The following is a 26767-nucleotide window of genomic DNA, read 5'->3' on the forward strand; positions in this document are numbered from 1 at the left end:
GACAGTCGTGACAAGCCCCTGGATCGCAGCGCTGATGGCGGTTTTTCTCTGGTGGTTCGCCACCGGGGCGATCCTCATTGTCGTGCGGCTCTGCGAACGGCGGGGGGCTGCGGCACGGCGGCGGGCGGTGCTGATGGCGCTGCCCGTACTGGCACTGGGTATCTGGGGCTACGAGACGACCTTGGGGCAAACCGGCACCGGCGCGGCCTGTGGGGCATTCCTCGCGGCATTGGCGATCTGGGGTTGGATCGAGCTCAGCTTTCTCACCGGGGCGATCACCGGACCCAACCAGCGCCCCTGCCCCGCGCATATCGTCGGGTGGGAGCGGTTCATCCGCGCCTGGGGCACGGTCGCCTATCACGAAATGCTGCTGACGGGCGTGCTGATCCTGCTTTGGCTCTATGCCACCGATGCGGTCAACACCGTTGGTCTCTGGACCTTCAGCATCCTCTATTTCGCCCGGATCAGCGCCAAGCTGAACCTCTATTTCGGCGTGCCCAAGATCAATACCGAATTTCTGCCTGCGCAACTGGCGCATCTGGCCAGCCATTTCCGCATGGCCCCCGTGGGCTGGTTCTTTCCGCTCACGGTCTCGGCGCTTAGCTTTGCCGTGGCCTGCTGGCTCGAGCGGCTGTGGTCTGCGCCCACACCCGAGACAGCCGTTGGCTTTGCCCTGCTGGCGGCGATCACGGCGCTGGCCCTTCTCGAACACTGGTTGATGGTGCTGCCATTGCCGGATGCGAAACTCTGGCGCTGGATGCTGCCCGCGCCCAAACCCACACCTGAAAAATCAAGACCGGAGGGACATCATGGATTTTGATGCCATGTTCACGGCGCAACTCGACGCGCTGAAAAAGGAAGGCAATTACCGCATTTTCGCAGAGCTGGAGCGGCAATGCGGCGCCTTTCCCAAGGCCAAGAGCCATGATGCAGATGCGCCCGAAGAGGTCACGGTCTGGTGTTCCAACGACTATCTCGGCATGGGACAGCATCCCGTGGTCCGCCAAGCGATGAAAGACGCGATCGACGCCTGCGGCACCGGCGCGGGCGGCACGCGCAACATCTCGGGCACAGCCCATCACCATCTGGTGCTGGAGCGCGAATTGGCCGATCTGCATGGCAAAGAGGCGGCGCTGCTGTTCACCTCTGGCTATGTCTCGAACTGGGCCGCACTCTCGACCCTTGGCGCGCGCCTGCCCGATGCGGTGATCCTGTCGGACGAGCTGAACCACGCCAGCATGATCGAAGGCATCCGCCACAGCCGCGCCAAAAAGGTGATCTGGCGGCATAACGACCCCGAGGATCTGGATCGCAAACTGGCCGCCCTGCCCGCCAATGCGCCCAAGATCGTCGCCTTCGAGAGCGTCTATTCCATGGATGGTGACATCAGCCCGATGGAAGAAATCGTCGAAGTGGCCGAGAAACATGGCGCGATGACCTATCTTGACGAGGTGCATGCCGTCGGCCTCTACGGCCCGCGCGGTGGTGGCGTGTCCGAGGAACGCGGCCTTGCGCATCGGATCACCCTGATCGAGGGCACACTGGGCAAGGCCTATGGCTGCATGGGCGGCTATGTCACCGGCTCTGCCGCGATGTGCGACTTTATCCGCTCTTTCGCCAGCGGCTTTATCTTTACCACGGCCCTGCCCCCGGCAGTGGCTGCGGCGGCGACGGCCAGCATCCGCCACCTCAAGGAATCGCAAACAGAGCGGCAGGCGCAGCGCGCGCAAGTGGCGCGGTTGCGCAGCTTGCTGGACCGGGTGGGCATTCCGCATCTGGACAATGACAGCCATATCATCCCGGTGATGATCAAAGACCCGGTCAAATGCCGGATGCTGGCTGACATCCTGATGCGCGACTATGGCATCTATGTGCAGCCCATCAACTATCCCACAGTGCCCAAGGGAACCGAACGCCTGCGCTTTACCCCCGGCCCGCTGCATACCGACGCCGATCTCGACCACCTCGTGCGGGCCCTGACCGTGCTCTGGAAGCAATGCGCCCTCGCGCATGCCGTGGCGTGATATTTCTGGCCGTCAAACGCATAGCGCACGCGGTGTGACAACCGCGTGATCTGCCCGCCCCGCTGATTGACCTGACCTCAAGACCGCCCACCTAATAACGGGAAAGCGGAGGCGAGGAGGTCTCAGCATGCGCAACCTTTGCGCGATTTTGATTCTTGGGCTTTTGATTCCTGGGCTGTCGGGACTTGGCACCGCGACGCTCGCCGCCGATGCACAGCGGGGCGAGGCGCTTTTCAAGGATTGCCGGGCCTGCCATTCAATCATCGACGAGACAGAAACGCCGGTGGTGCGCGGTGGGCGCACCGGCCCCAATCTCTATGGCGTGATCGGGCGGCACGCGGGCAGCGTGCCGGGCTTCAACTATTCCCGCTCGATGGTGGCGGCGGGTACATCCGGCCTACGCTGGAACGAAGAGGGCTTCGTGGGCTACATCCGCGATGCCACGGCATTTTTGCGCACCTACCTTGATGATCCGCAGGCACGCGGCAAGATGGCCTATCAATTGCGCGATGTGCAAATGGCACAGGATGTCTGGGCCTATCTTCAGACTGTCACGCGCCCGCCTGCGCCGTAGATTCAGCGCACCTGCCGCAATGGCACCACTTCGGCCCGCCCTGCCACAGCGGCCCGGATCGAATGGGCGATATCCGTGGCCGACAGGCCCGCATCGGCATACATATCCGCAGGGTCCGCCTGATCTATGAACCGATCCGGCAAGCAGAGCGTGCGCAGGATCAGCCCCTTGTCAAACGCGCCACGCCGCGCCAACTCGTGCAGAACCATGCTGCCAAAGCCCCCCATCGCCCCCTGTTCCACCGTGATGAGCGCACGGTGATGACTGACAAGCTGCATCAAGAGGTCTGTGTCGAGCGGTTTGGCAAAGCGGGCATCGGCCACGGTCACGGTGATCCCGTCATCCGCCACCATATCGGCCGCGACCTGACATTCAAAAAGATGCGCGCCAAAGCTGAGGATCGCCACATCGGTGCCCTCCTCGATGACGCGGCCCTTGCCAATGGCCAGCGGCTTGCCCCGTTCTGGCAGCGCAACGCCCGTGCCGGATCCACGCGGATAGCGAAAGGCAATCGGCCCTGCATCATGCGCGGCAGCAGTGGCGACCATATGGACCAGTTCCGCTTCATCGGCCGCCGCCATCAGGGTCATGCCCGGCAGATTGCCCAGATACCCGATGTCGAACGCGCCCGCATGGGTGGCACCATCGGCCCCCACCAGCCCCGCGCGGTCAATGGCAAACCGCACCGGCAGCCCTTGCAGCGCCACATCATGCACAACCTGATCATAGGCGCGTTGCAGGAAGGTGGAGTAGATCGTGCAAAACGGCTTCAATCCGCTTGCTGCCATCCCGGCGGCAAAGGTCACAGCGTGTTGCTCGGCAATGCCCACATCGAACACCCGCGCCGGAAACCGCTCGGCCATTTTGGTCAGGCCGGTGCCATCAGGCATCGCGGCGGTCACGGCAACGATGCGATCATCGCGCGCCGCTTCATCGACCAGCGCTTGTCCGAATACACCCGTGTAGGACGGCGCACCGGGTTTCGATTTCGCCTGAGCGCCGGTGGCCGGGTCAAATTTCGACACGCCGTGGCCCTTGTCCGCCGCCCCCTCAGCCGGGGCATAGCCCTTGCCCTTGACGGTGCAGACATGGATCAGAACCGGCCCCGTCGCCCGCGTGCGCGCAGCGCGCAGCACCGAGAGAAGCTGCCCCATGTCATGGCCATCAATCGGCCCGACATATTGAAATCCCAGCTCTTCAAACAGCGTGCCAGAGCCCGTAAGCCCCGTCACCAATTGCCGCGCGCGCTTGGCGCTTTCCCGCAACGGCGTCGGCAGCGCCGCCTCGAACCCTTCGGCGAGAGACGCCATACGCGCCAGAGGCTCGCTGGCATACATGCGGCTGAGATAGGACGACATCGCCCCAACCGGCGGCGCGATACTCATTTCGTTGTCGTTGAGAATGACAAACAACCGCCGGCCCTCGGCCCCAGCGTTGTTGAGCGCCTCATAGGCCATGCCGGCGCTGATTGATCCGTCACCAATCACGGCAATCGCATCGCCCGTCGCCTGCCCCATGTCGCGCCCGACAGCAAAGCCAAGCGCGGCACTGATCGAGGTCGAGGAATGCGCCGCGCCAAACGGATCGTAGATCGACTCGCTGCGCTTGGTGAACCCCGACAGCCCATCCTTTTGCCGCAGCGTGCGGATACGGTCGCGGCGGCCGGTCAAAATCTTGTGGGGATAGCATTGATGGCCCACGTCCCAGATCAGCTTGTCCATCGGCGTGCTGAACACCGCGTGAATGGCCACTGTCAATTCGACCACGCCCAGGGATGATCCCAGATGCCCGCCGGTTTCCGACACGGCGGAAATCACCTCGGCGCGCAATTCATCGGCAAGGGCGGCCAATTGCCGGTCCGGCATCTGGCGCAAATCCGATGGCCCGGCGATACGGTCCAGAAGCGGTGTGTTGGGTCTGGTGTGGGTCATGGCGGCCTCCTCCCCGGTGGCGCTGATGCCACCCGCGCGAGGGGCGGCAAAGGGCAACGGGGGCGCATCATAGCGCCCCCGTGCTTTGTCAGTTGCTGTAATCCGGCTCGCCGCTTGTCGTGGCAAGCTCGGGCCAGTCGCCGATCACATTGGTGCCTTGCAGAGGCTGCTGGTATCCCTTGTGACAGGTCTTGCAGGCGGCCTTGGGCGCGTCAGCATAGACAGGTCCCAGCCGGTTTTCGGGCAAGAGGCCCTCAAGCGGCACGAGATAGGTGTTGTTCAACTCCAACACCATTTCGATCCCGAGGATTTCCGTGCCCCACTGCGGTGTGACCTGCGCCCCGTCATAGAAGGCGCGGGAATTGTGGCAGAACACACAGTTCACCCCAAGCGAATTGCTGACATAATTCATCAGCGAATAGGTCCGCTCGGCCTGCTGGATACCCGGATAATCATCCGTGCCCGGCACACCCGCCACACGGGATTCAAGATCATGCACCTTGATGCTCTCGCCATCGAGCAGGTATTTCTCCAGCGCGTCCGAGGGCAACGAGGTGTATTGCGACTGCACGGTCACCCGGTTCTGATTGGCCGACCAACCCTCGACGGCCTCATTGACCGGGCTGATCTTGTACCAGATGTCCGAGGGCACCGGCTGACCACGGTGACAGGTGTAACAGGTCACACCCACCTCCTTGTTGGCGTTGACGTGACCGGACCATTCCTCGTTGAGGTTCTGGGTCATGCCGATCATGACATGGCCCACAGAGGTCTGGTAATTGTCCGGGCTCTCGAAAAGATCGGGAATTCCGGTCCAGACACGCATCGCGGTCAGCAAGCGGTCATAGTTCTCAACCGTGAGGTTTTCCAACCCCGGCGGCACGTTCTCACGGGCCTCACCGGCGGTCTGCTCGCCCCCTTGTGGCACAACGGGTGCCGAGGTTGAGGCAAGGAAGCTCTCGATCGAGGGATCGGGCTTGGCCAGATCCACCTTGAACTCGGGCACCGACATGCCCGTGCCGCGTGGGCCGGTCTGCATACTCTCGGTGGCATAGGGCTGGCCCCATGTCACCAAGAGAGCTGCCACAAAGACCGCGCCGCCCACTGTGCCGATGGCCACCGCCGGACCAAAGATATTGGTCGGATTGTCACGGTTCCATTTGTCAAACCATTTGGGAAACATGGCTTACTCTCCTTTTCCGATAAAGGCCTCGTAAGAGCCATAAGCCTCGTAGCCATAAGACCCGTCGTACATCGGCGCAAAGTTGTGCTCTTGTGCCCAGATGAACCAGTTGTCCACGACCGTGCCGGTCAGCAGGATGCCGATACCACCCGTGATCGGGGTGAGAACCGCAAACCACCAGGCCCAGCGGTGAATCCCCTCCATCGTCGCGTTGAACCCCATGGTCCAGCGCCAGAAGAGGGCGGCACGCTCAGACGCCGTGCCGCGATCAACGATCTGTTCCAACTCCCGGTCGCCACCAAAGCGGGTCACAGCCAGAATGGTCGCCCCGTGCATCGCAAACAGCAGCACCGAGCCATAGAGGAACACGATCGAGAGACAGTGGAACGGGTTGTAGTAGAGGTTGCCGTAGCGGATCGAGAACGCCGTGGTCCAGTCAAGGTGCGGGAAGATACCGTAAGGCACCGCCTCGGACCAAGACCCCATCAGGATCGGCCGGAAGAGGCCCAGCACCAGAAAGAGCCAGATGGCAGAGGCAAAGGCCCAGGCGACATGTTTGCCCATCTTGTGGCTTGCGGCCAGTTGATAGGTGCGCAACCACCAGGCACAGACCGCCACCAGCAGAAAGAACGAGCTGATGATATACCAACCGCCATCATTGAGCGGCGGCATCGACAGCCCATGCTCCGGCCCCGGCGGCTCCAGCGCCAGCCAGAAGAGTTGGCGCAGAAACTCGGGCAAAGACCAGCCCACCTGCGCCAGCATATTGAGGCCGACGATAAAGAACCACATGAAGCCGCTGATCAGGCTGACCACACCCAGCATGCCGAGGTTGATCGGCCCGATCTGCGCGTTGCCAAGCCAACCGACGAGGGTCGAGAAGAAGGGCTTGCCGGCGCGTTCGGCCGTCAGCCGCCCGCCGGTGTCGTCCATGCCCATCTCGGGCGTGCCCTGCACCTGAACTTGGGTGAAAATGTTCTGATATTCAATCATGGTTCACATCCCTACCTGAGAGGGCCAGATCGGCAGGTCGAGCCACCAGTTCCACCACTCGGGCCAGCCTTTGGTCCAGACCGGGCCGGAAATGATGATACAGACCGCCGAAAAGAAGACCGCATTGATCGCCAGAAGAAAGCCAACGCGGTGGATGCCCAGCGTGCCGACAGAATAGCCAATGAAGTCGCGAAAGAAGGTGTCCTCGTGATCGGGCGTCTTCATCTCTTCGCCCTTCTCGGGGTTGGCCGCCGACAGGATCAGGCCGCCATGCAGCGCCAGAGCAAAGGTGGTGGTAAAGAACAGCGTCACCGCCAGCATATGCGCCGGATTGTAGTGGAAGTGCAGATAGGCATATCCGGTATTCGAGACCCAATCGAGGTGACTGAAGATCCCATATGGAAACCCGTGCCCCCAGGCCCCCATCAGAAGCGGGCGAAAGATCACCAGCGTCACATAGGCCAGGATCGCGAAACTAAAGGCAAAGGGCACATGATAGCCCATCCCCAGTTTGCGACAGATTTCCACCTCGCGCAGCGCCCAGCTGATAAAGGCCCCGGTGGCGCAGAAGGTGATGATTTGCCACAACCCTCCCTCCATCAGCGGTGCCAGACCAAGACCGTAGCTCAGGTCAGGTGGCGCGATGTTGATGAGCCATGGGTTGAACGTCCCCTGTTGCGACGCTCCCCAGAAAATCAGGATCGTGCCAAGGGCTGCGAAAAATGCGGTCGTGACCCCGAAGAAGCCGACATAGAAGGGCCCGACCCAAAAATCGAACAGATCGCCGCCAATCAGCGTTCCTCCGCGGACACGGTACTTTCTTTCAAAACTGAGCAAAGCCATCTCGTGGTCCCCGCGTTGTCCGGCCGTCGCGGGTGCCCGCTCAGCCGTTTCGTTTCGTTAGGTAGCCGCGGGCGGCGTTGGCCCCGCCCGCAGCGATCATTGGGACAGTGAAATCACTGACCATACTTGGCAGCGGCGATTTCAAACCAGTTGAAACCGTCGGTGCTGAGCAGCACGAGATGGATCATCGCGGCCAGAAGGAACAGGAACGCGCCCTGCGCCACGAAAACGCGGCGGGGGTCGAAAATGAGCCAGATCTTGTAGAACTTTGCCATGTCTATCCCCTATCCTTAAAACCACGGGAACCAGATGAAGGTTGCAATGTGTGCAACCACTGCAAGTGCCGTGAACAGCCAAAGGCCACTCATGTACACAGAATGCAGCTCCTGGGCCTGCTCGTCGGTGAGACCTGTGAACGACAGGTCAGATTTATCAGCCATGAACTTTCCTCCGGAACGTTATGCTGACGTCGCGTGCCCCGCGACCGGGTCCTTCGGGGCCTGCATGGCCCCGCAGGGTTCTGTCCGCCCCATCATGGAGCAGGCAGCTCGTGATCTCGGCCTATCAGGCCGAGAAAATCAGTGGCGTTGTGCGATCCGCCTCGGCCCAGGCACGCGCCAAGGGTCCGCGCAGATCAAGCGTGCGATACTGCACCACTTCGCGCATCCAGCGCAGAGTGGCGAAGGGCAGCGCCAACGCAAAAATCAGAGCAAAATAGAGCTGAAACTCCAGACCACGGCGGCGCGCCTGACGGCTGCGCACTCGGGGCGGGTTTGATGTCATGTCAGTCATCGTCTCAGTCCTCCTCTCGAACTGGAACCCCGGTCATACGGGGGGAAATCGCTTGAACGGTTTGCAACACGACCCGTTCGTCGCCCTGCCGCAACGCCGCGTCCTCGGCGGCATCGCGCAATGTCTTGGCTGCGGAAATCCGCGTCAGTACCGGATGTTCGGCCACGATCCGCTCCAACTCGCGGGCGGCATCGGCATCCCATGGGAAATCCCGGCGCAGCGGTGTGGGCGTAGCCTGCACAGCATCCATTTCGGTGGCCAACGGCAGGATGTGAAAGAGCGCATCAAAAAGCCCGTTGCACACTTCCTGCAAAAGCCACGTTGCCCCGGCATAGCCCATCACTGGCGTTCCTGTGGCGCGCCGGATGGCCGCCCCCGGAAAGCTCATGGGCAGGAATACCGGCTGCGGGCCAAATCCGGCGCGCGTCTCGGCCAGATAGATCTTCTCGTTGATCGACCCCATCAGGATAAGCGGCCGCTTGGTATGAACCAGACTGCGCACTTCCTCGTTGTTGGTCTTCTTGCCCGCACAGCGCGCCACCGCAAAGGCGCAGGGCAGGCCAAGATCGCCCTCAAGATAAAGCCGGATACCGCGGGCATAGGTCTCGTTCGCCACGATCCCGAAATTCGCGGTGGCAAAGAAATCCTGCGTCACAGAGCGCCATAGATCCCAGACCGGCTTTAGCGTCGAATGTTTCTCACGTTCGATGAATGGTTCCGGGTCAAGCCCCAGCATCTCGCCCAGCTTGCGCAGGAACAGCGTCGTGCTCTCTACGCCAATGGGCGCTTGCAGATAGGGCTTGCCCAGAACCTCGGCCAAACCCCGGCCAAACTCGCGATACATAACGACATTGACGTCGGCGTTGACCAGATTGCGCATCTCGGCCAGATGCGCGCCCAAGGGCATCACCATATTCACCTCGGCCCCGATCCCCTCGACCAGACGCCGGATTTCGTGCAGGTCCGAGGGCATGTTGAACGTGCCATACATCGGCCCAAGGATATTGACGCGGGGGGCTGCCCCCTCCTCACGCGGCTTTTCGGGGGGCATCCGCCCCTTGGTCATGCCGAATTCGGTGAAAATCCACGTCATCGCCCGATCCGCCGACTGCCATTGATCCTCGTCAATGGTGCGCGGCAAAAAGCGTTGAATATTCGTGCCTTGCGGCGTCACACCGCCGCCGATCATCTCGGCGATCGAGCCGGTCACAACCACCGCAGGCAGCGCCGGATCAAGCGTGCCCCAGGCGCGCTTCATCGCCTCTTCGGTGCCAGACCCCATCTCGCCTTCGCCCAAGCCCGTCACCACGATGGGCAACTCATGCGGCGGCAGCGCGTCGGTGTAATGCAGCACAGAGGTCACCGGCAGGTTCTCGCAGCCCACGGGGCCGTCGATCACCACTTGCAATCCCTTGACGGCGCAGAAGGCATAGACCGCCCCCCAATACCCGCCCGCGCGATCATGATCCTGAATAAGCATCAGATCATCTCCTGCGCTTTGGCGGCACGCGCCTGCTTATCGAGCTTTTTCTGATGCTGCGCGCGGAAATCGGGGCGCAGATTTGGGCTGCCTTCCCAGATACCGGCGGTGTCGCCTTCGCCCACCCCGGCAAAGAACTCGCGCATGCTGTCCATACGGGCCTTGTTGCCCATGGCGGCATTGACCACCTCGGCCAGGCTTCCCGCCCCCGCCGGGCCCATCAAGGGCCGCGCCGAGATAAGATTGGTGAAATAAAGCGACGGAATGCCCTTGGCCTTGGCCTTTTGCACAACGGGCGTTGTGCCAATCGCCAAATCAGGCTGAACCGCTTCCATCGCCGCGCAGTCATCTTCCAGCGAGGCGCGGAATTTGACCTTGACGCCCTTGGACACCAGCCATTCGGCATCCGCCGCCGACCACGGTGTTTTGGGGCAGGCCGTGCCGACATAAGGCACATGCGCTCCGCTTTCGATCAACAACCGCGCCACCAGCAATTCGCTGCCTTCATAACCCGAAAGGGTGATCGTGCCCTTGATCGGCGCATTGGCCAGAGCCCCTTTGATCGCGGGCAAAAAGGCGTTCTGCGCCGCCGCAACCTTCTCTGACGAGAGACCAAAGGCATCGCCAATACCGGCCAACCATGCGGCGGTGCCATCATGGCCCACCGGTGCCGAACCCACGATGGGGCGGCCTGCGGCCTCGAATTCGCGGATTGCAGCGGTATAGAACGGATGGATCGCCGCCACCGCGCCGCAATCCAGCGCGGCATAAAGCTCGCGCCATTCGCGGCAGGGCACGACCGGCCCGGCGGCAAGGCCCATGGGCGCCAGCATCGCGCCGATCATCATCGGGTCTGCCGGAAACATCTCGCCCAGCAATGTCACGGTCGGGCGGTCAGACTTGCCACCCGCAGGGGCCGCAACCGGCCCCGCCATCACTTCTTTGCGGGCGTAATTCAGCATCGCCCCCGCCAACACATCCTTGGCCTCGGCATGGGTCGGGATACCGAACCCGGGCACATCAATGCCCACAATCCGCACACCGTTGATTTCACTGGGCAACAGGCGCAGCGGCACGCCGCTTGCCGTCGGCACACAGAGGTTGGTCACGACAATGGCATCGAACCGCTCCGGATCAGCCATTTCATGCACGCTCTCGCGGATGTCTTCGAATAGCTTGCCCGTGACAAGTGTCTCGGAATTGAACGGTACATAGCCCACCGAGCGGCGCGCGCCGTAGAAATGCGACACGAAAGTCAGACCATAGACGCAGCAGGCCGAGCCAGACAGCACCGTCGCCACCCGCTTCATCCGCAGGCCCACGCGCAAGCTGCCAAAGGCCGGGCACATGCTCTGCGGCTGGTCATGCGGCCCTTTGGGATAATCGCGGGCGTATTGATCCAGCAAATCCGATTGCCCCGCCAGACGCGCAGCCTTTTCCATCTCTGCCCCGGAATGGCAGCCACCCGCCAGGTCAGGCGCGGTCTCAACGGCGGTGCCGGTGATCACGCGGGCCTCTGCGGCCCCGTCATATGTGACTTCATCGCTCATGACACCCGCCTTTGGGGGGATGCGTGCTCATCCCGGTTGGTCATCTGCTGAACGGCCTGAATATCGGCCAAGAGGCGGCGCAATTGATCGGGGCGCGCGCGCGCCAAAAGGCGCTGCACCTCGGCCAATGTCTCGCGGCGGGGTTCCTCACGCATCGTCATAAACCACCTCCAAAGAGGCTTTGGGCGCTGCATATTTGCCGCGCATATCCTCATCTGTCGCCGGTTCCAGCACATAGTCGCCGCCCGTGTCCTTGCTGTCGAACAGCGCCAAAAGCCCGTCCTGATCCAGCGGATTGGGTCGCACCGGCGGCGCAACAGAGACCGCATCGGCCAGCTCGGCAAATAGATCGCCCCACTGGCTCGCCGCCGTGCCAACGATTTGATAATTCGCGGATTTCTTGCGCAGATCGTCATCCTGCGGGATCGCGGCCAGCACCGGGATATTCACCGATTTGGCAAAGGCTTGTGCCTCGCCAGAGTGGTCATCCTTGTTGATAACCAGCCCGGCCACACCAACATTGCCGCCCAATTTGCGGAAGTATTCCACCGCCGAGCAGACATTGTTCGCCACATAAAGTGACTGCAGATCGTTTGACGCCACCAGAATGACCTTTTGCGCCATGTCCCGCGCAATCGGCAAACCAAACCCGCCACACACCACGTCACCAAGGAAATCCAACAAGACATAGTCGAAATCCCAGTCATGGAATCCGAGCTTTTCGAGAAGCTCAAACCCGTGAATGATCCCGCGTCCGCCACAGCCCCGGCCCACTTCTGGTCCGCCCAATTCCATCGCGAACACGCCGCCGCGCTTGAAACAAACATCGCCGATCTTGACCGGCTCGCCCGCCAGATTCTTGCGGGTCGAAGTCTCGATGATCGTGGGGCAAGCTTTGCCGCCAAAAAGCAGGCTGGTGGTATCGGATTTCGGATCGCACCCGATCAGCAACACGCGCTTGCCCATCTCGGCCATCATGTGGCTCAGATTGGCCAGGGTAAAGGATTTGCCGATGCCGCCCTTGCCGTAAATCGCGATGATCTGCGTCTTGGACTTGGGTTCGCCTTGCGGAATTTCGAGGGTGGGCTCTTCATGCGCCTCGTCGCGCAGCCGCTGGTCGAAATCCTTGAGATTCGGTACTTCGTCCTTCATGCCGCGTCCTTCCAGTTGAGTATCATTTTCAGGCAATCGGGATCGCTGAACGCGGTCCGATAGGCCTGCGGCGCGGCATTTGCCGATGCCTGATGTGTGATCAGCCCACTCAGGCTAAGCACACCCGATTCGACGAGCGCGCGGGTCGCGGTCAGGTCGTCATGGACCCATTCCGCCGCAACGCGCAGCCGCGCTTCCTTCATGAACGCCATGGGAAAGGCAAAGCTGAGCGCCTGGGGATAGAACCCCGCCAGCACCACCTCGCCACCCTTGGCCAGACGCCCGATCAGCGTATTCAGGATCGCGGGATCGCCCGAGGCATCGTAAATCGCGCGGTAGTCGCGGCGCGTGTCCGTATCGGGATGGATCACCGAATAGCCCTGCGCCCCGGTGCTGCGCCCCGCCTGCGTTTCCCAGACGGTCGGCGCAGGTGCGCCCGCCGCAATGGTCAACCGCGCCAACAAGCGCCCCAGAACGCCGTGCCCAACGATGAGGTCCGGCACTGCCTTGTCCAGCCCTGCCATCGCATGCCGCGCCGTCGCCGCCAGCGCCAAAAGCGCGCCCTCGGCCCCGAAACCCGCATCGATTCGGCACACCCGCGACGCCTTGGTCACAAGCCGCGCAGAGGCACCACCAAAGAGACCAAAGGCCCCCTCGTAGCAATCAGCACCGGGCACAAACACATGATCGCCGGGCTTATAACCGGTGCCGGGTGCGGCCTCGACCACCTCACCGGCGGCCTCGTAACCGGGCACCAGCGGATAGCCCATACCGGGAAACGGCGGCATCTGACCGGACCAGAACAGTTTTTCCGTGCCGGTGGAAATGCCCGAATGGGTCACGTCAACCACCAGATCTCCGGCCCCCGGCGCTTTGAGCGTCAGGCTATCAACCGAGAGGTCTTCTGGTCCTCTGAGATGAACGGCGCGGGTTTCGATGGTGGCCTCCTGTCCGTTGTCTGACACTGTCAGATTTTGGATTCCCCTTGCCTGTAAGTGTAACGGGACAGGCTAAAGTGTCAACTCTTCTTTACACTGTCAGAATTATTTTCGTCAGCCGTTCTTTACACAGCTCAAAGCACTGGTGACGAAGGGGCGCGGGCTGCGCGGGATGCGAATGTCCGCAAACCCCGCCGCGCGGCACAGCTCGGCAATACGCGCAGCAGAGCGCGCGCGCCCAGTGCCCATCGCCATGGTATAAAAGGCAAAATAGACGTCGCCCGCCCGCTCGGGGCTGGCACCACCGGCCATCGGTTCTGCCACAATCAGCCGCCCACCGGGGGGCAAGGCAGCATGCACCTTGGCCAAAAGCGCCGTCACCGTGGCGTCGTCATGGTCATAAAGAACCCGGATGAGCGAGATGGTATCAGCACCCTCAGGCAACGGATCACTGCGAAAAGAGCCTGGAAAAAGTGTCAACCGCCCAGTTAGACCAGCCTGTGTCAATCGCCCCTGCGCCGCAGGAATAACCTCTGGCAGATCAAAAAGACTGAGCCGCAGATCGGGATAGCGGGCGGCAACCGCAGCCAGAAACGCGCCGCTCCCGCCACCAATATCCAGCAGATGCCTGCTCTCGCGAAAGGGCACCATCCGCAGCACATCCTGCGCCACAAGCCCCTGAGACTGCGCCATAAGATCGGAATAGCGCCGCGCGACCTCTGGCTCCATCTCGGCCGCTGCGCCAAACACATAGGGCCAGAACCGCGCCAATTCCGTGTCGCCCTGCCCACGCAACAGCGCCACAGGATCGGCCATATCGGCGTAAAAGGCGCTGTGGTGACGAATCATCGCCTCCAGCCCCGGCACCCCGAGAATCGCCGCGCCCTTGCGAGCCAGCGCAAAACGCCCGTCGCGCCGCCGCTTGAAAAGCTCCAAGGCAGCACCCGCCTGAAGCAGAATCGCCATGCGGTCTTCGGCCATGCCGGCCCGTCGAGCAAGGACAGTTGGTGCCTCCGGCCCGTCGGCCAGATGATGCAATAGATCCAGCTCAACGATCGCTGAGAGCACCTGCGATTGCACGAAGCCTTGGACAATATCGAAAATCTCGGCCCCGTCGCGCCGCGCAATGCCGCGCGTCAGGGGAAAGCCGCTGGCCCACTGCTGAAAGCGCGGATTGGCGATCAGCCGTGTCACCCAACCACCGCGCCGCCGCTCTCGGCGCTCGGGCAAATCGCCCGCCACGGTCATGTCAGGCCCGCATGCGCGCAGGCAGCACCGAGATAATGCGCTCGGCCTGCATCTGCACCATCTTGGCCAGCCGCGCCTCGCCGGGACAGGACGGAATCGACGAAATCGCCCCTGCCAGAATATCCTTTAGCCGCGTCACAGCCCCGGCCACACCCAATTCCGATACGGCATTGGGCCGCCCGTGCAGATCATCCTGCCCCACCGGCTTGCCCAAGGTTTCGGCATCCAAAAGCGCGTCACGCAGATCATCCGCCACCTGAAACGCGGCGCCAATGCGCGCGCCCAGCTCATACCACGGCTCTGGCTCGTGCCCCGCCGCGATGGCCCCCATCTGCGTGGCGGCAATAAAGAGCGCGCCTGTCTTGGAACGGTGATAGGCCTCCAGATCAACGGTCGGCTCACTCTCCCAGCCCTGCCCGGCACAAATGCCGTTTGGCATGCCACTGCGCCGCGCCAGCGCCAGAATCAGCGCATTGGCACGTGCCGCATCGCACTCTGCCACTCGGGCAAGAATTTCAAACGACATGATGATAAGCGCATCACCCGCCAGCACCGCCAGCGGTTCGGAATAGGCGCGATGCACCGAAGGCTTGCCGCGCCGCAAATCGGCATCATCGAAACAGGGCAAATCGTCATGCACAAGGCTTGCACAATGCATGATTTCCAGCGCGGCAGCGGCGGCATCGCTCAATTCGGGACGATCATCGCCGCAGGCCAGCGCCACAGACATGAGAATCGTCGGACGTATGCGCGCGCCGCCGGGGCTGGTGGAATAATCGAGGGCATCCGCCAATCGGGCCGGGGTCTGCCCCGCCTGCCCCCGCGCAATCGCCTGCGCTATGGCCGCTTCAATGCGGGTCTCAATGGGCATGGCCGCTCCTTTTTCGAGGGATGTATCATTATTCTGACACACCATGTGTAAATCATACTGGACACATTGCTCGCGCGAGTCAACAATCGCGTTATGAAATCAGACACGCCCCCTCTGAAAACGCGCGACAGGGTTGTGATTGTCGGCGCCGGGATCGCGGGGCTGGCTGCGGCGCTGCGCCTTGCGCATGCGGGGCTTGCCGTCACCGTGCTGGAACGCCACGCAGGCCCCGGCGGCAAAATGCGTGCCCTACCCTCGGATGCGGGGCCCGTCGATGCCGGACCCACCGTTCTGACGATGCGGGCGGTGTTCGACGCGCTCTTTGCAAGTGTCGGCGCGCGTCTTGAGGATCACATTGACCTCGTACGCCAAGACGTCCTCGCCCGGCATTTCTGGCCTGATGGCAGCCGCCTAGACCTTTTCGCCGACGAAACCCGCAGCCGCGCCGCGATCCATGATTTCGCGGGCAACAAAGCCGCCCGGCAGTTCACACAGTTTTGCGCCCGTGCCCGTCGCCTCTTTTCCGCCTTCGACGCACCGATGATGCAGGCGGCAGCACCCTCTGCACTGGCCCTCGCGGCAACTGTCGCCCGACAACCGGCCCTGCTTCACGCCATGTCCCCGCTCTCAACCCTGGCACAAAGCCTTGCGCGCCAGTTCGATGATCCCCGCCTGAGACAGCTCTTTGGCCGCTATGCCACCTATGTCGGCGGCTCGCCCTACCAATCCCCCGCCCTGCTGTCGCTCATCTGGCAGGCCGAGGCCGCTGGCGTTTGGGTGGTGCGGGGCGGCATGCACCGCCTTGCGCAAAGCCTCGAGGCGCTGGCCCGCGCCCATGGCGCAGATTTTCACTACGGCGCTCATGTCGCGCGGATCGAGACCGAGGGCGCACAGGTCCGCGGTGTTACCCTTGGCGATGGCACGCGACTTGCGGCGGATTACATCGTGTTCAACGGCGATCCGCGCGCCCTTGCCCTTGGTGCTCTTGGGCCCGCCACAACCTCGGTTGCGTCCCAAACGCTGAAACTGCCGCGCAGCCTGTCGGCGCAGGTCTGGGCCTTTGCCGCCACGCCCTCGGGCCTTGATCTGGCACATCACAACGTGTTCTTCGCCACGGATGCCCGCAGCGAATTCGATGATTTGAACGCCGGGCGCTGCCCGCGCGACCCTACGATCTATATCTGCGCACAGGATCGTGGCCTCTCGGAACACCCGCCCCACCGCGAGCGGTTCGAGATCATTCTCAACGCGCCACCACTCGATGGCCTCACCCAAACAGCCGAGGATTTCGCCTCATGTCACACCCGGACCTTTCAGACCCTCGCGGGTTTTGGCCTGCGCTTCAGTCCCTTGCCGGGCGAGGGAGCGCTGACGACACCGGCGCGCTTCGACCGGATGTTTCCCGCCTCTCTCGGATCGCTCTACGGGCAGAGCCCGCACGGCATGACGGCGGGCCTGAAACGGCCCACGGCGCGCACGCCGATCCGGGGGCTCTACCTCGCGGGGGGCGGGGCCCATCCNCTCGGACTGCTTGACCCATTCGCGCAAGGTTTGAGGAATACAGCCAATCTTGGGTGCAATGGCCGCAATCGCGCCCGCCTGCGTTTCATAAGAGCCTTGATGCTCAAAAACCATCCGGACCGCACGTGCGCGGACCTCTGGCGAGTAGCGATTTGCCATTTTGCTTTTTGTCATAACCATCATCCTTACTTAAGTTGACGGTCTCCGACAAACTCGGGGCGATTCAGACTGCGGGCAAGAGGTGACACATTCACCCCGGGCTCCAGCGCCGCGGCGACGACTCTCTCCTTGAACGCGTCAGACCACCGCCGTCGCTTACCAATCGGCGCACCGTCGAAATGCTCTGCAACTGCTTCAATCAACTGTAAGCTACCAGTCGCAGGCATAGGCGTAGAACTAGGGGCTGTTGACGTTCAGGATTCCTATTTGTTTTGAGTTCTGATTCAAGGTTGCAAACAGAGGAGAGCAGCCTTGACCCGTCATGTTTTGACCGACGCCCAATGGGCGATCATCGAACCTTTCTGCCTTGGCAAGGCCACAGATCCCGGCCAAACCGGACGCGATCCACATCTGTTCATGGAGGCTGTGTTGTGGATTGTGCGAACCGGCGCGCAATGGCGGGAACTGCCCGTCGAGTTCGGGAAGTGGAATTCGGTCTTCAAGCGTTTCCGGCGGTGGGTGAAAGCTGATGCTTTCTACAACATGTTCAGAACATTGGCTGCGGACGCCGACTTCGAATACGCGATGATCGACGGTTCCATCGTCAAGGTCCACCGCTCCGGCCAGGGCGCAAAAGGGGGACTCAGAGCCAGGCCATAGGACCCTCGCGCGGTGGCATGACGACGAAGATCGTTGCCCTGACCGACGCGCTTGGCAACCTTGTCGACTTCCGCCTGTTGCCGGGTCAAGCGCATGACCTGCGCGGCGTGCCGGAGCTGATCGACACGCTCGCCGCAGATCACCTGCTAGCAGATCGCGCCTTCGATGCCGATTGGCTCCGAACCGCGCTGTCCGAACAGAGTATTACACCAGTCATCCCGCCGAAATCCAACCGCCGCTTTCCTGCCGAGTTCGACAAGGAAACCTACAAATGGCGGCATCTGATCGAAAACCATTTCGGAAACCTCAAGGAAAACAGAGGCATCGCCATGCGCTCATGCAAGACCGACCAGAGCTTCAAGGCGTTCATTGCACTAGCCGCATCAATCATTCAACTCAGATGAACGTCAACAGCCCCTAGTCGTAGACATGAAACCTCGGCGATCAGACCATCGCCAAACGCTTACCCCAAAACGGAACGGCCATTAACCCACGGGGTCGCCTTGCCGCTTACAAAAATCCCCAGAAGTGCCGAAGTGAAATTCCCCACTTTCACGGGTCCGGTGATCACCCGGTTTCAGTGATCTGCGACTCCGTTTTTGGTTTTGGGCGGTCGCCCGTGCCGCTTTGGCAGCGGTGGCGGGGTGATGGGTGCGTTAGTGCGGACATGCTCGGGGATGAGGTCAGCATGGCTGCGTAGCCAGTAGCTGGCGCCCTCGATTTGGATGATCACGGTGTGGTGCAGGAGCCGGTCGAGCAGTGCGGTGGCGACGACCGGATCGCCGAAGATCTCACCCCATTCTGCAAAGCCGCGGTTTGAGGTGAGGATCATTGCGCCATTTTCATAACGGGCGTTGACGAGTTGGAAGAACAGGTTGGCTCCGCCAGGCGTGATGGGCAGATAGCCGATTTCATCGACGATGAGCAGCGATTCGCGGGCGTAGAACCGGATCTTCTCGGCAAGACGTCCCACGCGTTCAGCCTTGGTCAGGGCCTCGATCATGTCGGCCAAAGTGCAGCGGTAGACGCTCCGGCCGGCTTTCACCGCCGCAACCCCAATGGCCGTGGCCAGATGACTTTTCCCGGTCCCGGGCGGGCCGAGGAAGTGCAGCACTTCGGCGCGCCTGATGAACTCAAGCTGCGCCAGCGCCATGATGCGGTGGCGATCCAGCGAGGGCTGGAAGGAGAAGTCGAAGCTTTCGAGGGTCTTTATCGGCATCAGGCGTGCAGTGCGTAGCGCGACACCGATCCTGCGCCCCTCTCGGAGGCTGAGTTCCTCGGCCAGCAGCTCGTCGATTGCTTCGATCGCACTGATCTAGCCCTTCTCCAAGCGGCTGAGGGTCTGATCGAGTGTTTCCATGGCCCGGGCCATGTGCAGCCTGACAAAGCTCTGGCGGATCCGTTCTGTGACCGAGATCATGAGCGCGCCTCCGAAGCACTGGCCAGGCGGCGTCCGACAGCGTCATAGAATGCCATCGGGCGCCGGGCCACCAGCGCATCGGCTGGCGATGACGGAAGCTGGACAGCCCTGCGTGCGGACGGGGTGGGCTTGCGATGGCTGGGATTAACCCGACGCTGGTTTTTGCCCTCAAGCACCGGATGGATGGCAATCAGATTGCCATCCTCGAAGATCCGAACCTCAGCCGGATGGTTCTGCACCTCGACGATACGCCGTCGTGTTGTGTCGGGCACACTGTAGTGGTTGCCGCTGACGGCGACCATCCAATCTTTACTGATGCGCAGGTCCACGGTCAGAACGGCCTCATATGGCCGCGCTGGTAGGGTCAAAAGGTGCGGCCTTTCCTCGGCAAAGTGTGCATCCACGATCCGCTGCGTCGTGGCATGGACACGCGGGTTGGCAATGGTCGTGCGCCACTCTTCGAACTGGGCATTCAGATCATCGAGATCGTGGAAGCTATGTCCAAGAAAGAAGTCCTGCCGCACGTAGCGGAACGGACGCTCGACTTTGCCTTTTATTTTAGCCCGATACCGCTGGCATGCCCGTGGAGCAGACCCGTAGTGGGCCAGTAGCGCGACCAACGATTCATTTTAGGTCACGACACACGCCGCATCTTCGCCGATGACCGCCGTCTTCATGCGGTCATACAGGATCTCGGTGCAGGCCCCGCCCATCACATCGAACGCGGCGATGTGGCTGCGCATTACTGTTTCCAGCGTCTGGTTCGGGCAAAACTGCCCCCAGAGCCAGCGGCTTTGCCCGAGTACCGTCGAGAACAGCCAGACCTTGCGGACGATCCCGGGCTTATCGGTGAACTCAACTGTGAACTCGGCAAAATCGACCTGGGCCTGCTGGCCCGGCGGGGTTTCGAACTGGCGCTCGAACTGCACCTGCCTGGGCGGGCGCACCTCGCGCAGCAGGCGCGCCCCGCTGAGATCGGGAAAGAAGCGCTGAAACGCAAAATTACGCGAATTTTTATTTTTCCATAAGGCTCCAGCCATAAATAACTTTTATTAAAAGGCGAGCATTATGAACGAACATAGGAATTTTGCACTTAGGCAACGACAAGTATACCGCTCTAGGGTTGAAACGCAGTTCACGGACTACGCCCTCGCGGGACTTCGAAAATCTCATTACGCGGGCGTGTTTGAGAGAATCAAGGACCGCGACAGACCTGCCTGGCTTGCAGAGTTAAAGTTGGACGGCTTTCAGCGGAGTCTTTTTGTCAAGTTATGGAGTTCCCGCGACAGGGCTGGCAATATCCGCCGCGTTGGACTGCTGCAGGGTCTGTCGTTGAAGCTCGAGAAGCGGACGTTTGATTTGATCACTATCCCCGAAACTCGCGACAGGTTCCAAGGGATCGTCGAGCTGCAATCCGACCGCTTGGTTATCAATGTGTTTCCGGCAACCGCAACTGGGGAGCGTAAGATTTATTTCTGTCACCTCGAATTGGTCCGAAGTGACGGTTCAATTGTTGGTTAAAGGTGCAAGGATGGTTCAACAAATCTGTTACTGCTTTTTACATTTTTGCGACTGGGTTCTGGGCTTTCATTACTGCGCCGCCATCTTTGGCGGTCGCATGACAGGTCAAATTCAAGACTGCTCAAAGGCTTGGCTTAACCATCCTCCCCGCGACGGAGTGGGGGAACACTACGGAGGCCTATGGGATGTTCAATTTCGAACCCGCTGGGCGCAAACGGTATCTGAATACAAATTTTTAAAAAGAAGGAGATTTCTAAAATGACATATTTTGAAGCCAATGTTTTCAAACCAAAGAAGGACGACCCATTCACAGACTTGCAAGCGGCATCTGATAACAAATGGCTTGAAAACGATTTCTTTAATAAGAGTATCGCGGCCTATCAGTTGGCCCTGCATTCTAGCATAAAGTATTCAATTGCAGATCTTTATCGGTCAGGCAGCTGGCAAAAATATGAGCAGCGGGCGGCAGCTTTAGCGCGCAAGCATCCCTCGCGAGATCCTTTTCGGGCGTATCTATCTTGGACCGAGCATGGCGGCTGGGTCGGCGCAAACAGTCGTCAAAGTTATCGCTCAGCACTCGTGCGGTTAGCCGCCCAAAGAGTTCTCGAACTGGCCCCAGTGTATTGGTGGCACATACTCGCGAAGACCACCTACACTGAGGCTCACGGGGAGCTTGTTCGTCATCTTGATGAAGAAACGTGGTCTCAGATCAATTCCGCCACTCAGTTATTTTCGTTTACTGAGCTTAAGACGTTCGAGCGCGCTGTCGAGTTCTTGATTCAAGTGCCGCCAGATCCTGAGCATAAAGCAGTCCGACACGTTTCTGCCAACCCGCGAATTAATTCGTCTCGAGCAGAAAACTCAAAGAAAAAAACGCTTTACTCGCTCAATCAACATCAACGACGCCGCGCCAAGGAGAGCCCGGGGTACGACTGGCGCAGTCACCTGTGGGCGAGGGCGGTACTGCCAGACCGATATATAGATGATAACGCACGTGCTGCCATTGCAGTGCTTATGCTGACGGGATGCCGCCCGTCCGAGCTTGCCGATGACCTGGGCGTTGTTATCCGGGCGTTTGAGCGCGAGGGTCTGGACCACCTTGGGTTTGAGATTTCCGGCGCGAAACTCGGCGAGGCGGATGCCGGGGGACATGGAAAAGGGCAAGGTCTGCGCAGGATCGAAGTTTGCTGTCAAACCCCGGAAGCCCACTGGCTCTTTGCGCATGTCTCACATCACTGCGATGGTCAAATGCTGATAAGTTTGGCTGCGCCGGTTCGCAGCCAGATGGGCATTGCGCTTATGCCGACTGAGCGGCAGCGTCGCGTGACGAACAGGCTTGGGAAGCTGATGGAGAGGCTTGGCCGCGTAGCGTTTCCGCGACTGCAACACCGATTATCGCCCTACGTATTTCGACATGCGCTTTCTTCTGATCTGCGATCTGGGGGAGCTGGGTGGAGCAAAGAGGAAATAGCGATCGCCCTCGGCCATCAAAGCACGCGTACGCAATCCAACTACGGCAATGTGAACACGTCTCGCGGTCTCGCGGGCAGCCGGGCAGTGCAAATCGTGCAGGTGTCAGCATTCAATCCGGTGCGCAGACCAGAACACGGTCATCCGGGCGCGCCTGAAAGGCTGCGCCCGGCATAAGGCGAATGGGGGACTTCAGACCTGGTGTCATCGCGCAAGTTCAACGGAGAAATTGATCCGCCACTGCTGTGCTGACATTGCACCTATCGGCTTGCGGACCGCTAACGTGCGAGCGGGAGAGCGCAGATGCAGGACAGACAAAGGCATGTTGTCACCGCTAAGCGGGCGGACAGATGATCCGCGAAGGGCCAAGGGGCAGTATCTGGTTTCCAAGCCCTTGGGAGTCACGCGAATATTCAGGCAAGGGGAAACATTCGCTCCAAATACATGTTGCCCTTGGTTTCAACAATTGGTGCAACGTTTCTATCTTTGGGATTGCGACTTCTGCTCAAGCCAATCGGCAAGGATTCGGCGGATCATTTCAGGCCTTGAAGGCCGGTCAGCACGCTTTTCACATTCTGCATCAATTGCTTCAAGCATACTTCCATTTAGGCGAACCAAAATTGCCGAAGAATCGGTTTTGGGGCGTCCACGTTGTGTCATTTCAAGTATATCCATTTTCCCGTTGACATATATTAAATAATATCATAATATATCAAGCGAGACAAGAGTTGCCGCTCTTACCTCGCTCTAAACACAAAGATCTATGAAGGAGATCATCATGTCTAATAATTTTACTACCACTCACACGCTGACGGCGAAAGCCGCAGCAAAACAAGAAGACAATTTGTTCGATCACTTTTGCGAACTGATGCTTCGGGTGCTGCTCGCGCTTGAAGAAGAAGAACTCGCTGCAAATGCAGGTTGGCATATGATTTGCCACCAGCCGTATTGTGCAGAAGTCGACGCGGCCTGGAAACTGGTCGCACTTCAGGCCGATGTGATCGCAGCCCTTAAACCGCGCTCTGCAAATGAAAAGCTGCTGCATCGTATGGCTGTCCTCATGTCATGTGCCGTCACTGCAGAGTGCATGAAGGTACTCGCGGCTGCGCGGTCTCATGCAGTGCGGTGGGTGATGCGAGCACAGCAGGACATTTCACCGGCAGTGCTTGACCTCGCAGATGAAGGGCGTCTCGGTATTGAGCAAATGCTGGAGCATGCGTCTGCTCGTTCTGGCGACAATAAGTCGACGCGTCACTTGCCGCTCGCAGCCTGATTTTCAGAATTTTCAGAAACGTCATTTCCCCTGTCGGCGCGCCTGCGCCGGCTGGCTCAACTCATAACTCACAAAGGAATAAAGCATGAGTAAACAACCACTTCTGAGTGGATTTGAAACGCTGTGCGCGTCTCAAATCGACAGCACCCACACCAACGATATTCGCGATTTCCCGAACCTGTCGCGGGACACTATGACCCGAAACGCAAAATGGTTTGGCCTCGCAGGTGAGTATCTGGTCGACAGTATTTTATTGCGCTTTGGTATCTACACATCGCAGTTGCCTGAAATGCTGCCAGCAGATCGAATCGTCTATCATCCAGCCGCAGACTTGCGGCTGCAGATCAAGACGTGCTGTCGGGCCCGTGACGGATACTTTCACTATAGTTTGACCAAAGGCTACCACCGTTCCCCAGCGGGGGTTAAACGCTATCAGGAAAGCGACTTCGATCTCGTGGCGCTGGTCGCATTGTCCGAAAACGCAGTTAAGTTCTCTGCGGACCGGCAGGGGTCGCAGAGGATTGCAATCTCCGAAATTGAAACTTTGCGCGCAGACCCGTGCGCTAGTCTTGAGCAGGCGATTGATGATCTGGGCTTTGCAGGGGGGAAAGTCCCCGGTTCCAGCCTTTCGCCGATGTTGGGCGGAGGAGGTTGCCGATGAGCTCACAACCAATCTTCAAGACACCTAGTGCGCGTGATTTTGCTGCTGCGCTCGCCAGCGCCACGGTCCGCCGTCTCTTCGACGCGATCTGGAACTGGACCATCGAAATCCGTCAGGACTATGACGAGCCAGACGCCCCGGATTTCGATGAAGGCGTCGTGATTGATGCGCCATCACCTTCCCGTCAGATGTCAGAAGTTGGGCCGCGACCGCCGATGGCCGACAGTATGGGGGCCGCCGAAATCGCGGCCTCTATACGGGATGGCGTCGATCCTTGGGCCCGGTCATCCTCGGATGAAGGTCGTTCATGGCGCAGCGGCAACCCACCGCCGTCACTCATCGTCTCGGCTTTTGGCATGGCGCAAATCGTTGACAGCGAGGATGATCTCCAAGCTCTTTTCTGCCCGGGGCAAATCACGCACTTTTGCTGTCATTCCCTGGCGTTCCTCCACGTGATGGAACAGATCCTACCAAACGTCACTACACATTGGCGCGGTCTCCTGCCGTCTGGCGACACGGCACAGCTCGAAAGTATCGCTGTCGGCACGGATGCAGGGACAGCAGGTAAATCCGCGTGGCAAAAGCTTAGCCCTTTGGACGCAAAGATCGAACGCAGCATGTCCTTGGGGGCCTCTGTTTTGCTCGTAACGACGGCGGAAACTCAACTGTCTGCTGCAACGCGCGCACTCGTTAAGCGCCGGGTCGACTGGCGGGGCCCCACATCGGATATAGTGATCGAGACTCTGCGGTTGACCCACAGTACAACTGGTCTGCTTGCGGAGAGTGAAATTCGCAAACGTCTGCCGTCTGAACATCTTCTGAAACGGATGACACCGGCGCAGATTGATGCAGCCTTTGCGGCATCAACAACGTTGAAAGTCGCAGATCGGCTCGCTGAAATCGCCCGGAAAATGACGCAAGGGCAGCCAGACCTGACCCTCGATGCGGTGCATGGCGTAGGCGAGGTTCGAACGGATCTGAACCGACTTCTCAATGATCTTAACGCATGGCGTGAGGGAAAACTTGCATGGTATGAGGTGACATCCAGCGCAGTATTTTATGGCCCACCCGGGACTGGCAAAACAACGCTTGCGAACGCCTTTGCGGGCTCTGCTGGTATCCCAATTATCTCCACGTCTTACGCGGACTGCCAAAAGTACGGCCATCAGGGCGATATGCTGCGCGCCTTGGACGGAGTCTTTGCTGCGGCGAAAGAGGCTGCGCCAGCAGTGTTATTCATCGACGAGTTGGACAGCTTCACCCAACGAGACACGCGGGATTATAACGGGGGCTATATGCGCGGTGTCGTCAATGGCTTGCTCGAACAGATCAACCGAGCGAAGGATGTTGAGGGGCTGGTCCTGCTCGGGGCGACAAATTCGTTGGAAGCTGTCGATTCTGCCGTGATCCGCAGCGGTCGGTTCGATCTTAAATTGCATGTGCCGCCCCCTGACAAGAAGGGACTCGAGGCAATTTTGACGACAAAGATTGGCAGTACCAACGCTGGGGGGCTGGATCTGTGTACGATAGCTGATCAGCTTTTAGGTAAATCGGGCGCTGTTGCGGAAGCGGTTGTTCGTGATGCTTTGGGGCGTGCGCGGGCGAATGGCATTCCAATCAACCAAGACCATCTTGAGGCTGCGACAGATCGGGTTTCGCCAAAGCCAGACACCGATACTCTACGTCGGGCAGCAATACACGAGGCCGGACATGTGGTTGCTATGACGCAGCTTGGGTGGTCCTTGCCAAAACGTGTGTGTCTGACCGGCGAGGGGGGAAAAGTTGAGCACGAACCGTTTAGCTTCCTGACGCCCTGTAAAGCTCGAGAACGATTGGTCGTCCTCTTGGCGGGGAGGGCGGCAGAAATATGTGTGCTTGGGGCACCGAGCTCGGGCGCTGGTAGTGGTGAGAAAAGTGATTTGGCGAAAGCTACTTCTGTCGCAATGTTCATAGAACGGCAATGGGGCTTTGGGGAAACAGGCCTGCTTTGGGACGGAGAAGCTGCAACAAATATCTGGAGCGTACCCGGGTATGTGAGACGGCGTGCAGAACAGCATCTGATGGAAGCTGAACGAAACGCTCTTGCTCTGATGAAAGAGCACAAGGCACAGCTTATCACGTTAGCAAAGCATCTCCTACGCGTCAGGGACATGACCACGCGTGATGTCGAGCTTTTCAACTATTTCCATGCTTCGCAAGGCTCTTAACGAATGTCTTTAAGGTGAAAGCGCTGCGCATAGGCAAGGAAGTATCATGAACTTATTCTGCCCGGCCCCTAAATTGCAGACACTCAAGCGTTGAAGCGCGCGCTCAACTTCAAGGCGGACTGGTTGCGCGTTGCAAACTATTCCCGGACACTTCGGTTATCCTTTTCGCAGTTGCGGATGGCGAAGTAGATTGACTTGGCTGCGATCTCGTCGGTCGGGAAGGAGCCCCGCGTCCTGGAGGCGTTCCGGATCATCCCAGGCTTTCGAAGGCCTTCGTCTTGCAAATGATTTTGCGG

General features: G+C 60.1%; 29 protein-coding genes and 1 pseudogene. 10 read left to right on the plus strand and 20 right to left on the minus strand.

All coding sequences use genetic code 11. The features are described 5' to 3' along the window. The first annotated feature begins 7 nt into the window (after positions 1 to 7). From puhE to GC127_RS21335, 3 genes are all read left to right on the plus strand, one after another. The gene (gene puhE / locus GC127_RS21325) at positions 8 to 820 is read left to right on the plus strand and encodes a putative photosynthetic complex assembly protein PuhE (RefSeq protein WP_008280378.1); all 813 of its coding nucleotides are present in this window, start codon (positions 8 to 10) and stop codon (positions 818 to 820) included. Further along, positions 810 to 2024, plus strand: coding sequence for a 5-aminolevulinate synthase (gene hemA / locus GC127_RS21330; protein WP_008280379.1), 1215 nt, complete (start codon positions 810 to 812; stop codon positions 2022 to 2024). Before puhE ends, hemA begins: the two co-directional genes overlap by 11 nt. Positions 2025 to 2151: 127 nt before the next feature. Continuing rightward, entirely contained in the window at positions 2152 to 2598 is a 447-nt protein-coding gene (locus GC127_RS21335) for a cytochrome c family protein (RefSeq protein ID WP_008280380.1), read from the plus strand. 2 nt (positions 2599 to 2600) lie between these two features. On the opposite strand, the gene dxs is transcribed toward GC127_RS21335, so the two are convergent. The 14 genes from dxs to GC127_RS21400 all read right to left on the minus strand — a co-directional run bounded on the left by dxs (position 2601) and on the right by GC127_RS21400 (position 15579). Further along, positions 2601 to 4529 (minus strand): 1-deoxy-D-xylulose-5-phosphate synthase, encoded by a 1929-nt coding sequence (dxs, locus tag GC127_RS21340; protein ID WP_151979530.1) that lies wholly within the window; start codon positions 4527 to 4529, stop codon positions 2601 to 2603. Between the two features lie 88 nt (positions 4530 to 4617). Then, positions 4618 to 5712, minus strand: coding sequence for a photosynthetic reaction center cytochrome PufC (pufC, locus tag GC127_RS21345; protein WP_008280382.1), 1095 nt, complete (start codon positions 5710 to 5712; stop codon positions 4618 to 4620). Between the two features lie 3 nt (positions 5713 to 5715). Further along, positions 5716 to 6705 carry a photosynthetic reaction center subunit M gene (pufM, locus tag GC127_RS21350; protein WP_008280383.1) on the minus strand — a complete coding sequence of 330 codons (990 nt, stop codon included), beginning with the start codon at positions 6703 to 6705 and terminating at the stop codon, positions 5716 to 5718. Positions 6706 to 6708: 3 nt separating this feature from the next. Next, positions 6709 to 7548 (minus strand): photosynthetic reaction center subunit L, encoded by an 840-nt coding sequence (pufL, locus tag GC127_RS21355; protein WP_008280384.1) that lies wholly within the window; start codon positions 7546 to 7548, stop codon positions 6709 to 6711. 113 nt (positions 7549 to 7661) lie between these two features. Then, on the minus strand, positions 7662 to 7823 hold the full coding sequence (gene pufA, locus GC127_RS21360) for a light-harvesting antenna LH1, alpha subunit (protein ID WP_008280385.1): 162 nt from the start codon (positions 7821 to 7823) through the stop codon (positions 7662 to 7664). Positions 7824 to 7838: 15 nt separating this feature from the next. After that, complete coding sequence (gene pufB / locus GC127_RS21365; protein ID WP_008280386.1) at positions 7839 to 7988, minus strand: light-harvesting antenna LH1, beta subunit; 150 nt, start codon at positions 7986 to 7988, stop codon at positions 7839 to 7841. 124 nt (positions 7989 to 8112) lie between these two features. Beyond that, complete coding sequence (gene pufQ / locus GC127_RS21370) at positions 8113 to 8340, minus strand: cytochrome PufQ (protein WP_008280387.1); 228 nt, start codon at positions 8338 to 8340, stop codon at positions 8113 to 8115. A gap of 4 nt (positions 8341 to 8344) precedes the next feature. Continuing rightward, positions 8345 to 9820, minus strand: a complete 1476-nt coding sequence (gene bchZ / locus GC127_RS21375) for a chlorophyllide a reductase subunit Z (protein WP_151979531.1) — start codon at positions 9818 to 9820, stop codon at positions 8345 to 8347. After that, positions 9820 to 11370 (minus strand): chlorophyllide a reductase subunit Y, encoded by a 1551-nt coding sequence (gene bchY, locus GC127_RS21380; protein WP_151979532.1) that lies wholly within the window; start codon positions 11368 to 11370, stop codon positions 9820 to 9822. Before bchY ends, bchZ begins: the two co-directional genes overlap by 1 nt. After that, complete coding sequence (locus GC127_RS22930; protein ID WP_157132400.1) at positions 11367 to 11531, minus strand: hypothetical protein; 165 nt, start codon at positions 11529 to 11531, stop codon at positions 11367 to 11369. The genes bchY and GC127_RS22930 overlap by 4 nt, the downstream gene beginning before the upstream one ends. Continuing rightward, entirely contained in the window at positions 11518 to 12522 is a 1005-nt protein-coding gene (locus tag GC127_RS21385) for a chlorophyllide a reductase iron protein subunit X (RefSeq protein WP_008280392.1), read from the minus strand. The genes GC127_RS22930 and GC127_RS21385 overlap by 14 nt, the downstream gene beginning before the upstream one ends. Continuing rightward, a complete protein-coding gene (bchC, locus tag GC127_RS21390; protein ID WP_037297512.1) occupies positions 12519 to 13460 on the minus strand; it encodes a chlorophyll synthesis pathway protein BchC in 942 nt (313 codons plus the stop codon). Before bchC ends, GC127_RS21385 begins: the two co-directional genes overlap by 4 nt. 114 nt (positions 13461 to 13574) lie before the next feature. Then, positions 13575 to 14708 (minus strand): methyltransferase, encoded by a 1134-nt coding sequence (locus GC127_RS21395; protein ID WP_151979533.1) that lies wholly within the window; start codon positions 14706 to 14708, stop codon positions 13575 to 13577. A gap of 1 nt (position 14709) precedes the next feature. Then, complete coding sequence (locus GC127_RS21400) at positions 14710 to 15579, minus strand: polyprenyl synthetase family protein (RefSeq protein WP_081506585.1); 870 nt, start codon at positions 15577 to 15579, stop codon at positions 14710 to 14712. A 93-nt stretch (positions 15580 to 15672) separates the two neighbouring features. On the opposite strand from GC127_RS21400, the gene crtD reads away from it, so the two are divergent. Further along, the coding region (crtD, locus tag GC127_RS23370) for a 1-hydroxycarotenoid 3,4-desaturase CrtD (protein WP_151992582.1) at positions 15673 to 17099 on the plus strand (1427 nt) is incomplete at its 3' end. Position 17100: 1 nt separating this feature from the next. On the opposite strand, the pseudogene GC127_RS21410 reads toward crtD, so the two are convergent. Both GC127_RS21410 and GC127_RS23375 read right to left on the minus strand, forming a co-directional pair. Continuing rightward, positions 17101 to 17274: pseudogene (locus tag GC127_RS21410) on the minus strand (transposase); the annotation flags it as partial. An 11-nt stretch (positions 17275 to 17285) separates the two neighbouring features. Further along, complete coding sequence (locus GC127_RS23375; protein WP_151979534.1) at positions 17286 to 17486, minus strand: transposase; 201 nt, start codon at positions 17484 to 17486, stop codon at positions 17286 to 17288. Positions 17487 to 17571: 85 nt separating this feature from the next. Between GC127_RS23375 and GC127_RS21420 the strand changes: the two genes are divergently transcribed. After that, positions 17572 to 18323 (plus strand): IS5 family transposase gene (locus tag GC127_RS21420; protein WP_199861300.1). Its coding sequence is split into 2 segments (ribosomal slippage): positions 17572 to 17902 and positions 17902 to 18323, totalling 753 coding nucleotides; the frame shifts between segments, so codons are not numbered across the junction. 173 nt (positions 18324 to 18496) lie between these two features. On the opposite strand, the gene istB is transcribed toward GC127_RS21420, so the two are convergent. From istB to GC127_RS22935, 3 genes are all read right to left on the minus strand, one after another. Further along, a complete protein-coding gene (gene istB, locus GC127_RS21425) occupies positions 18497 to 19234 on the minus strand; it encodes an IS21-like element helper ATPase IstB (protein WP_368074238.1) in 738 nt (245 codons plus the stop codon). A 101-nt stretch (positions 19235 to 19335) separates the two neighbouring features. Beyond that, on the minus strand, positions 19336 to 19959 hold the full coding sequence (locus GC127_RS21430; protein ID WP_199861301.1) for a transposase: 624 nt from the start codon (positions 19957 to 19959) through the stop codon (positions 19336 to 19338). A 9-nt stretch (positions 19960 to 19968) separates the two neighbouring features. After that, positions 19969 to 20379 (minus strand): DDE-type integrase/transposase/recombinase, encoded by a 411-nt coding sequence (locus GC127_RS22935; protein WP_199861302.1) that lies wholly within the window; start codon positions 20377 to 20379, stop codon positions 19969 to 19971. A gap of 28 nt (positions 20380 to 20407) precedes the next feature. Here GC127_RS22935 and GC127_RS21435 point away from each other — a divergent pair, with 28 nt between their 5' ends. Then, the gene (locus GC127_RS21435) at positions 20408 to 20860 is read left to right on the plus strand and encodes a hypothetical protein (RefSeq protein WP_151979535.1); all 453 of its coding nucleotides are present in this window, start codon (positions 20408 to 20410) and stop codon (positions 20858 to 20860) included. A gap of 258 nt (positions 20861 to 21118) precedes the next feature. Further along, positions 21119 to 22507, plus strand: a complete 1389-nt coding sequence (locus GC127_RS21440) for a site-specific integrase (RefSeq protein WP_151979536.1) — start codon at positions 21119 to 21121, stop codon at positions 22505 to 22507. Between the two features lie 303 nt (positions 22508 to 22810). Here the strand turns inward: GC127_RS21440 and GC127_RS21445 are convergent, their stop codons facing one another. Beyond that, positions 22811 to 23005 (minus strand): ribbon-helix-helix protein, CopG family, encoded by a 195-nt coding sequence (locus GC127_RS21445; RefSeq protein ID WP_368074232.1) that lies wholly within the window; start codon positions 23003 to 23005, stop codon positions 22811 to 22813. A 103-nt stretch (positions 23006 to 23108) separates the two neighbouring features. Here GC127_RS21445 and GC127_RS21450 point away from each other — a divergent pair, with 103 nt between their 5' ends. The 3 genes from GC127_RS21450 to GC127_RS21460 all read left to right on the plus strand — a co-directional run bounded on the left by GC127_RS21450 (position 23109) and on the right by GC127_RS21460 (position 26471). Then, complete coding sequence (locus tag GC127_RS21450) at positions 23109 to 23603, plus strand: hypothetical protein (protein ID WP_151979538.1); 495 nt, start codon at positions 23109 to 23111, stop codon at positions 23601 to 23603. A gap of 85 nt (positions 23604 to 23688) precedes the next feature. Continuing rightward, on the plus strand, positions 23689 to 24264 hold the full coding sequence (locus tag GC127_RS21455) for a hypothetical protein (protein ID WP_151979539.1): 576 nt from the start codon (positions 23689 to 23691) through the stop codon (positions 24262 to 24264). Further along, on the plus strand, positions 24261 to 26471 hold the full coding sequence (locus GC127_RS21460) for an AAA family ATPase (RefSeq protein WP_151979540.1): 2211 nt from the start codon (positions 24261 to 24263) through the stop codon (positions 26469 to 26471). The genes GC127_RS21455 and GC127_RS21460 overlap by 4 nt, the downstream gene beginning before the upstream one ends. Positions 26472 to 26767 lie beyond the last annotated feature (296 nt).

The organism is Roseovarius sp. EC-HK134 (assembly GCF_902498815.1).
In the GTDB taxonomy this organism is placed as follows: Bacteria; Pseudomonadota; Alphaproteobacteria; order Rhodobacterales; family Rhodobacteraceae; genus Roseovarius; species Roseovarius mucosus_A.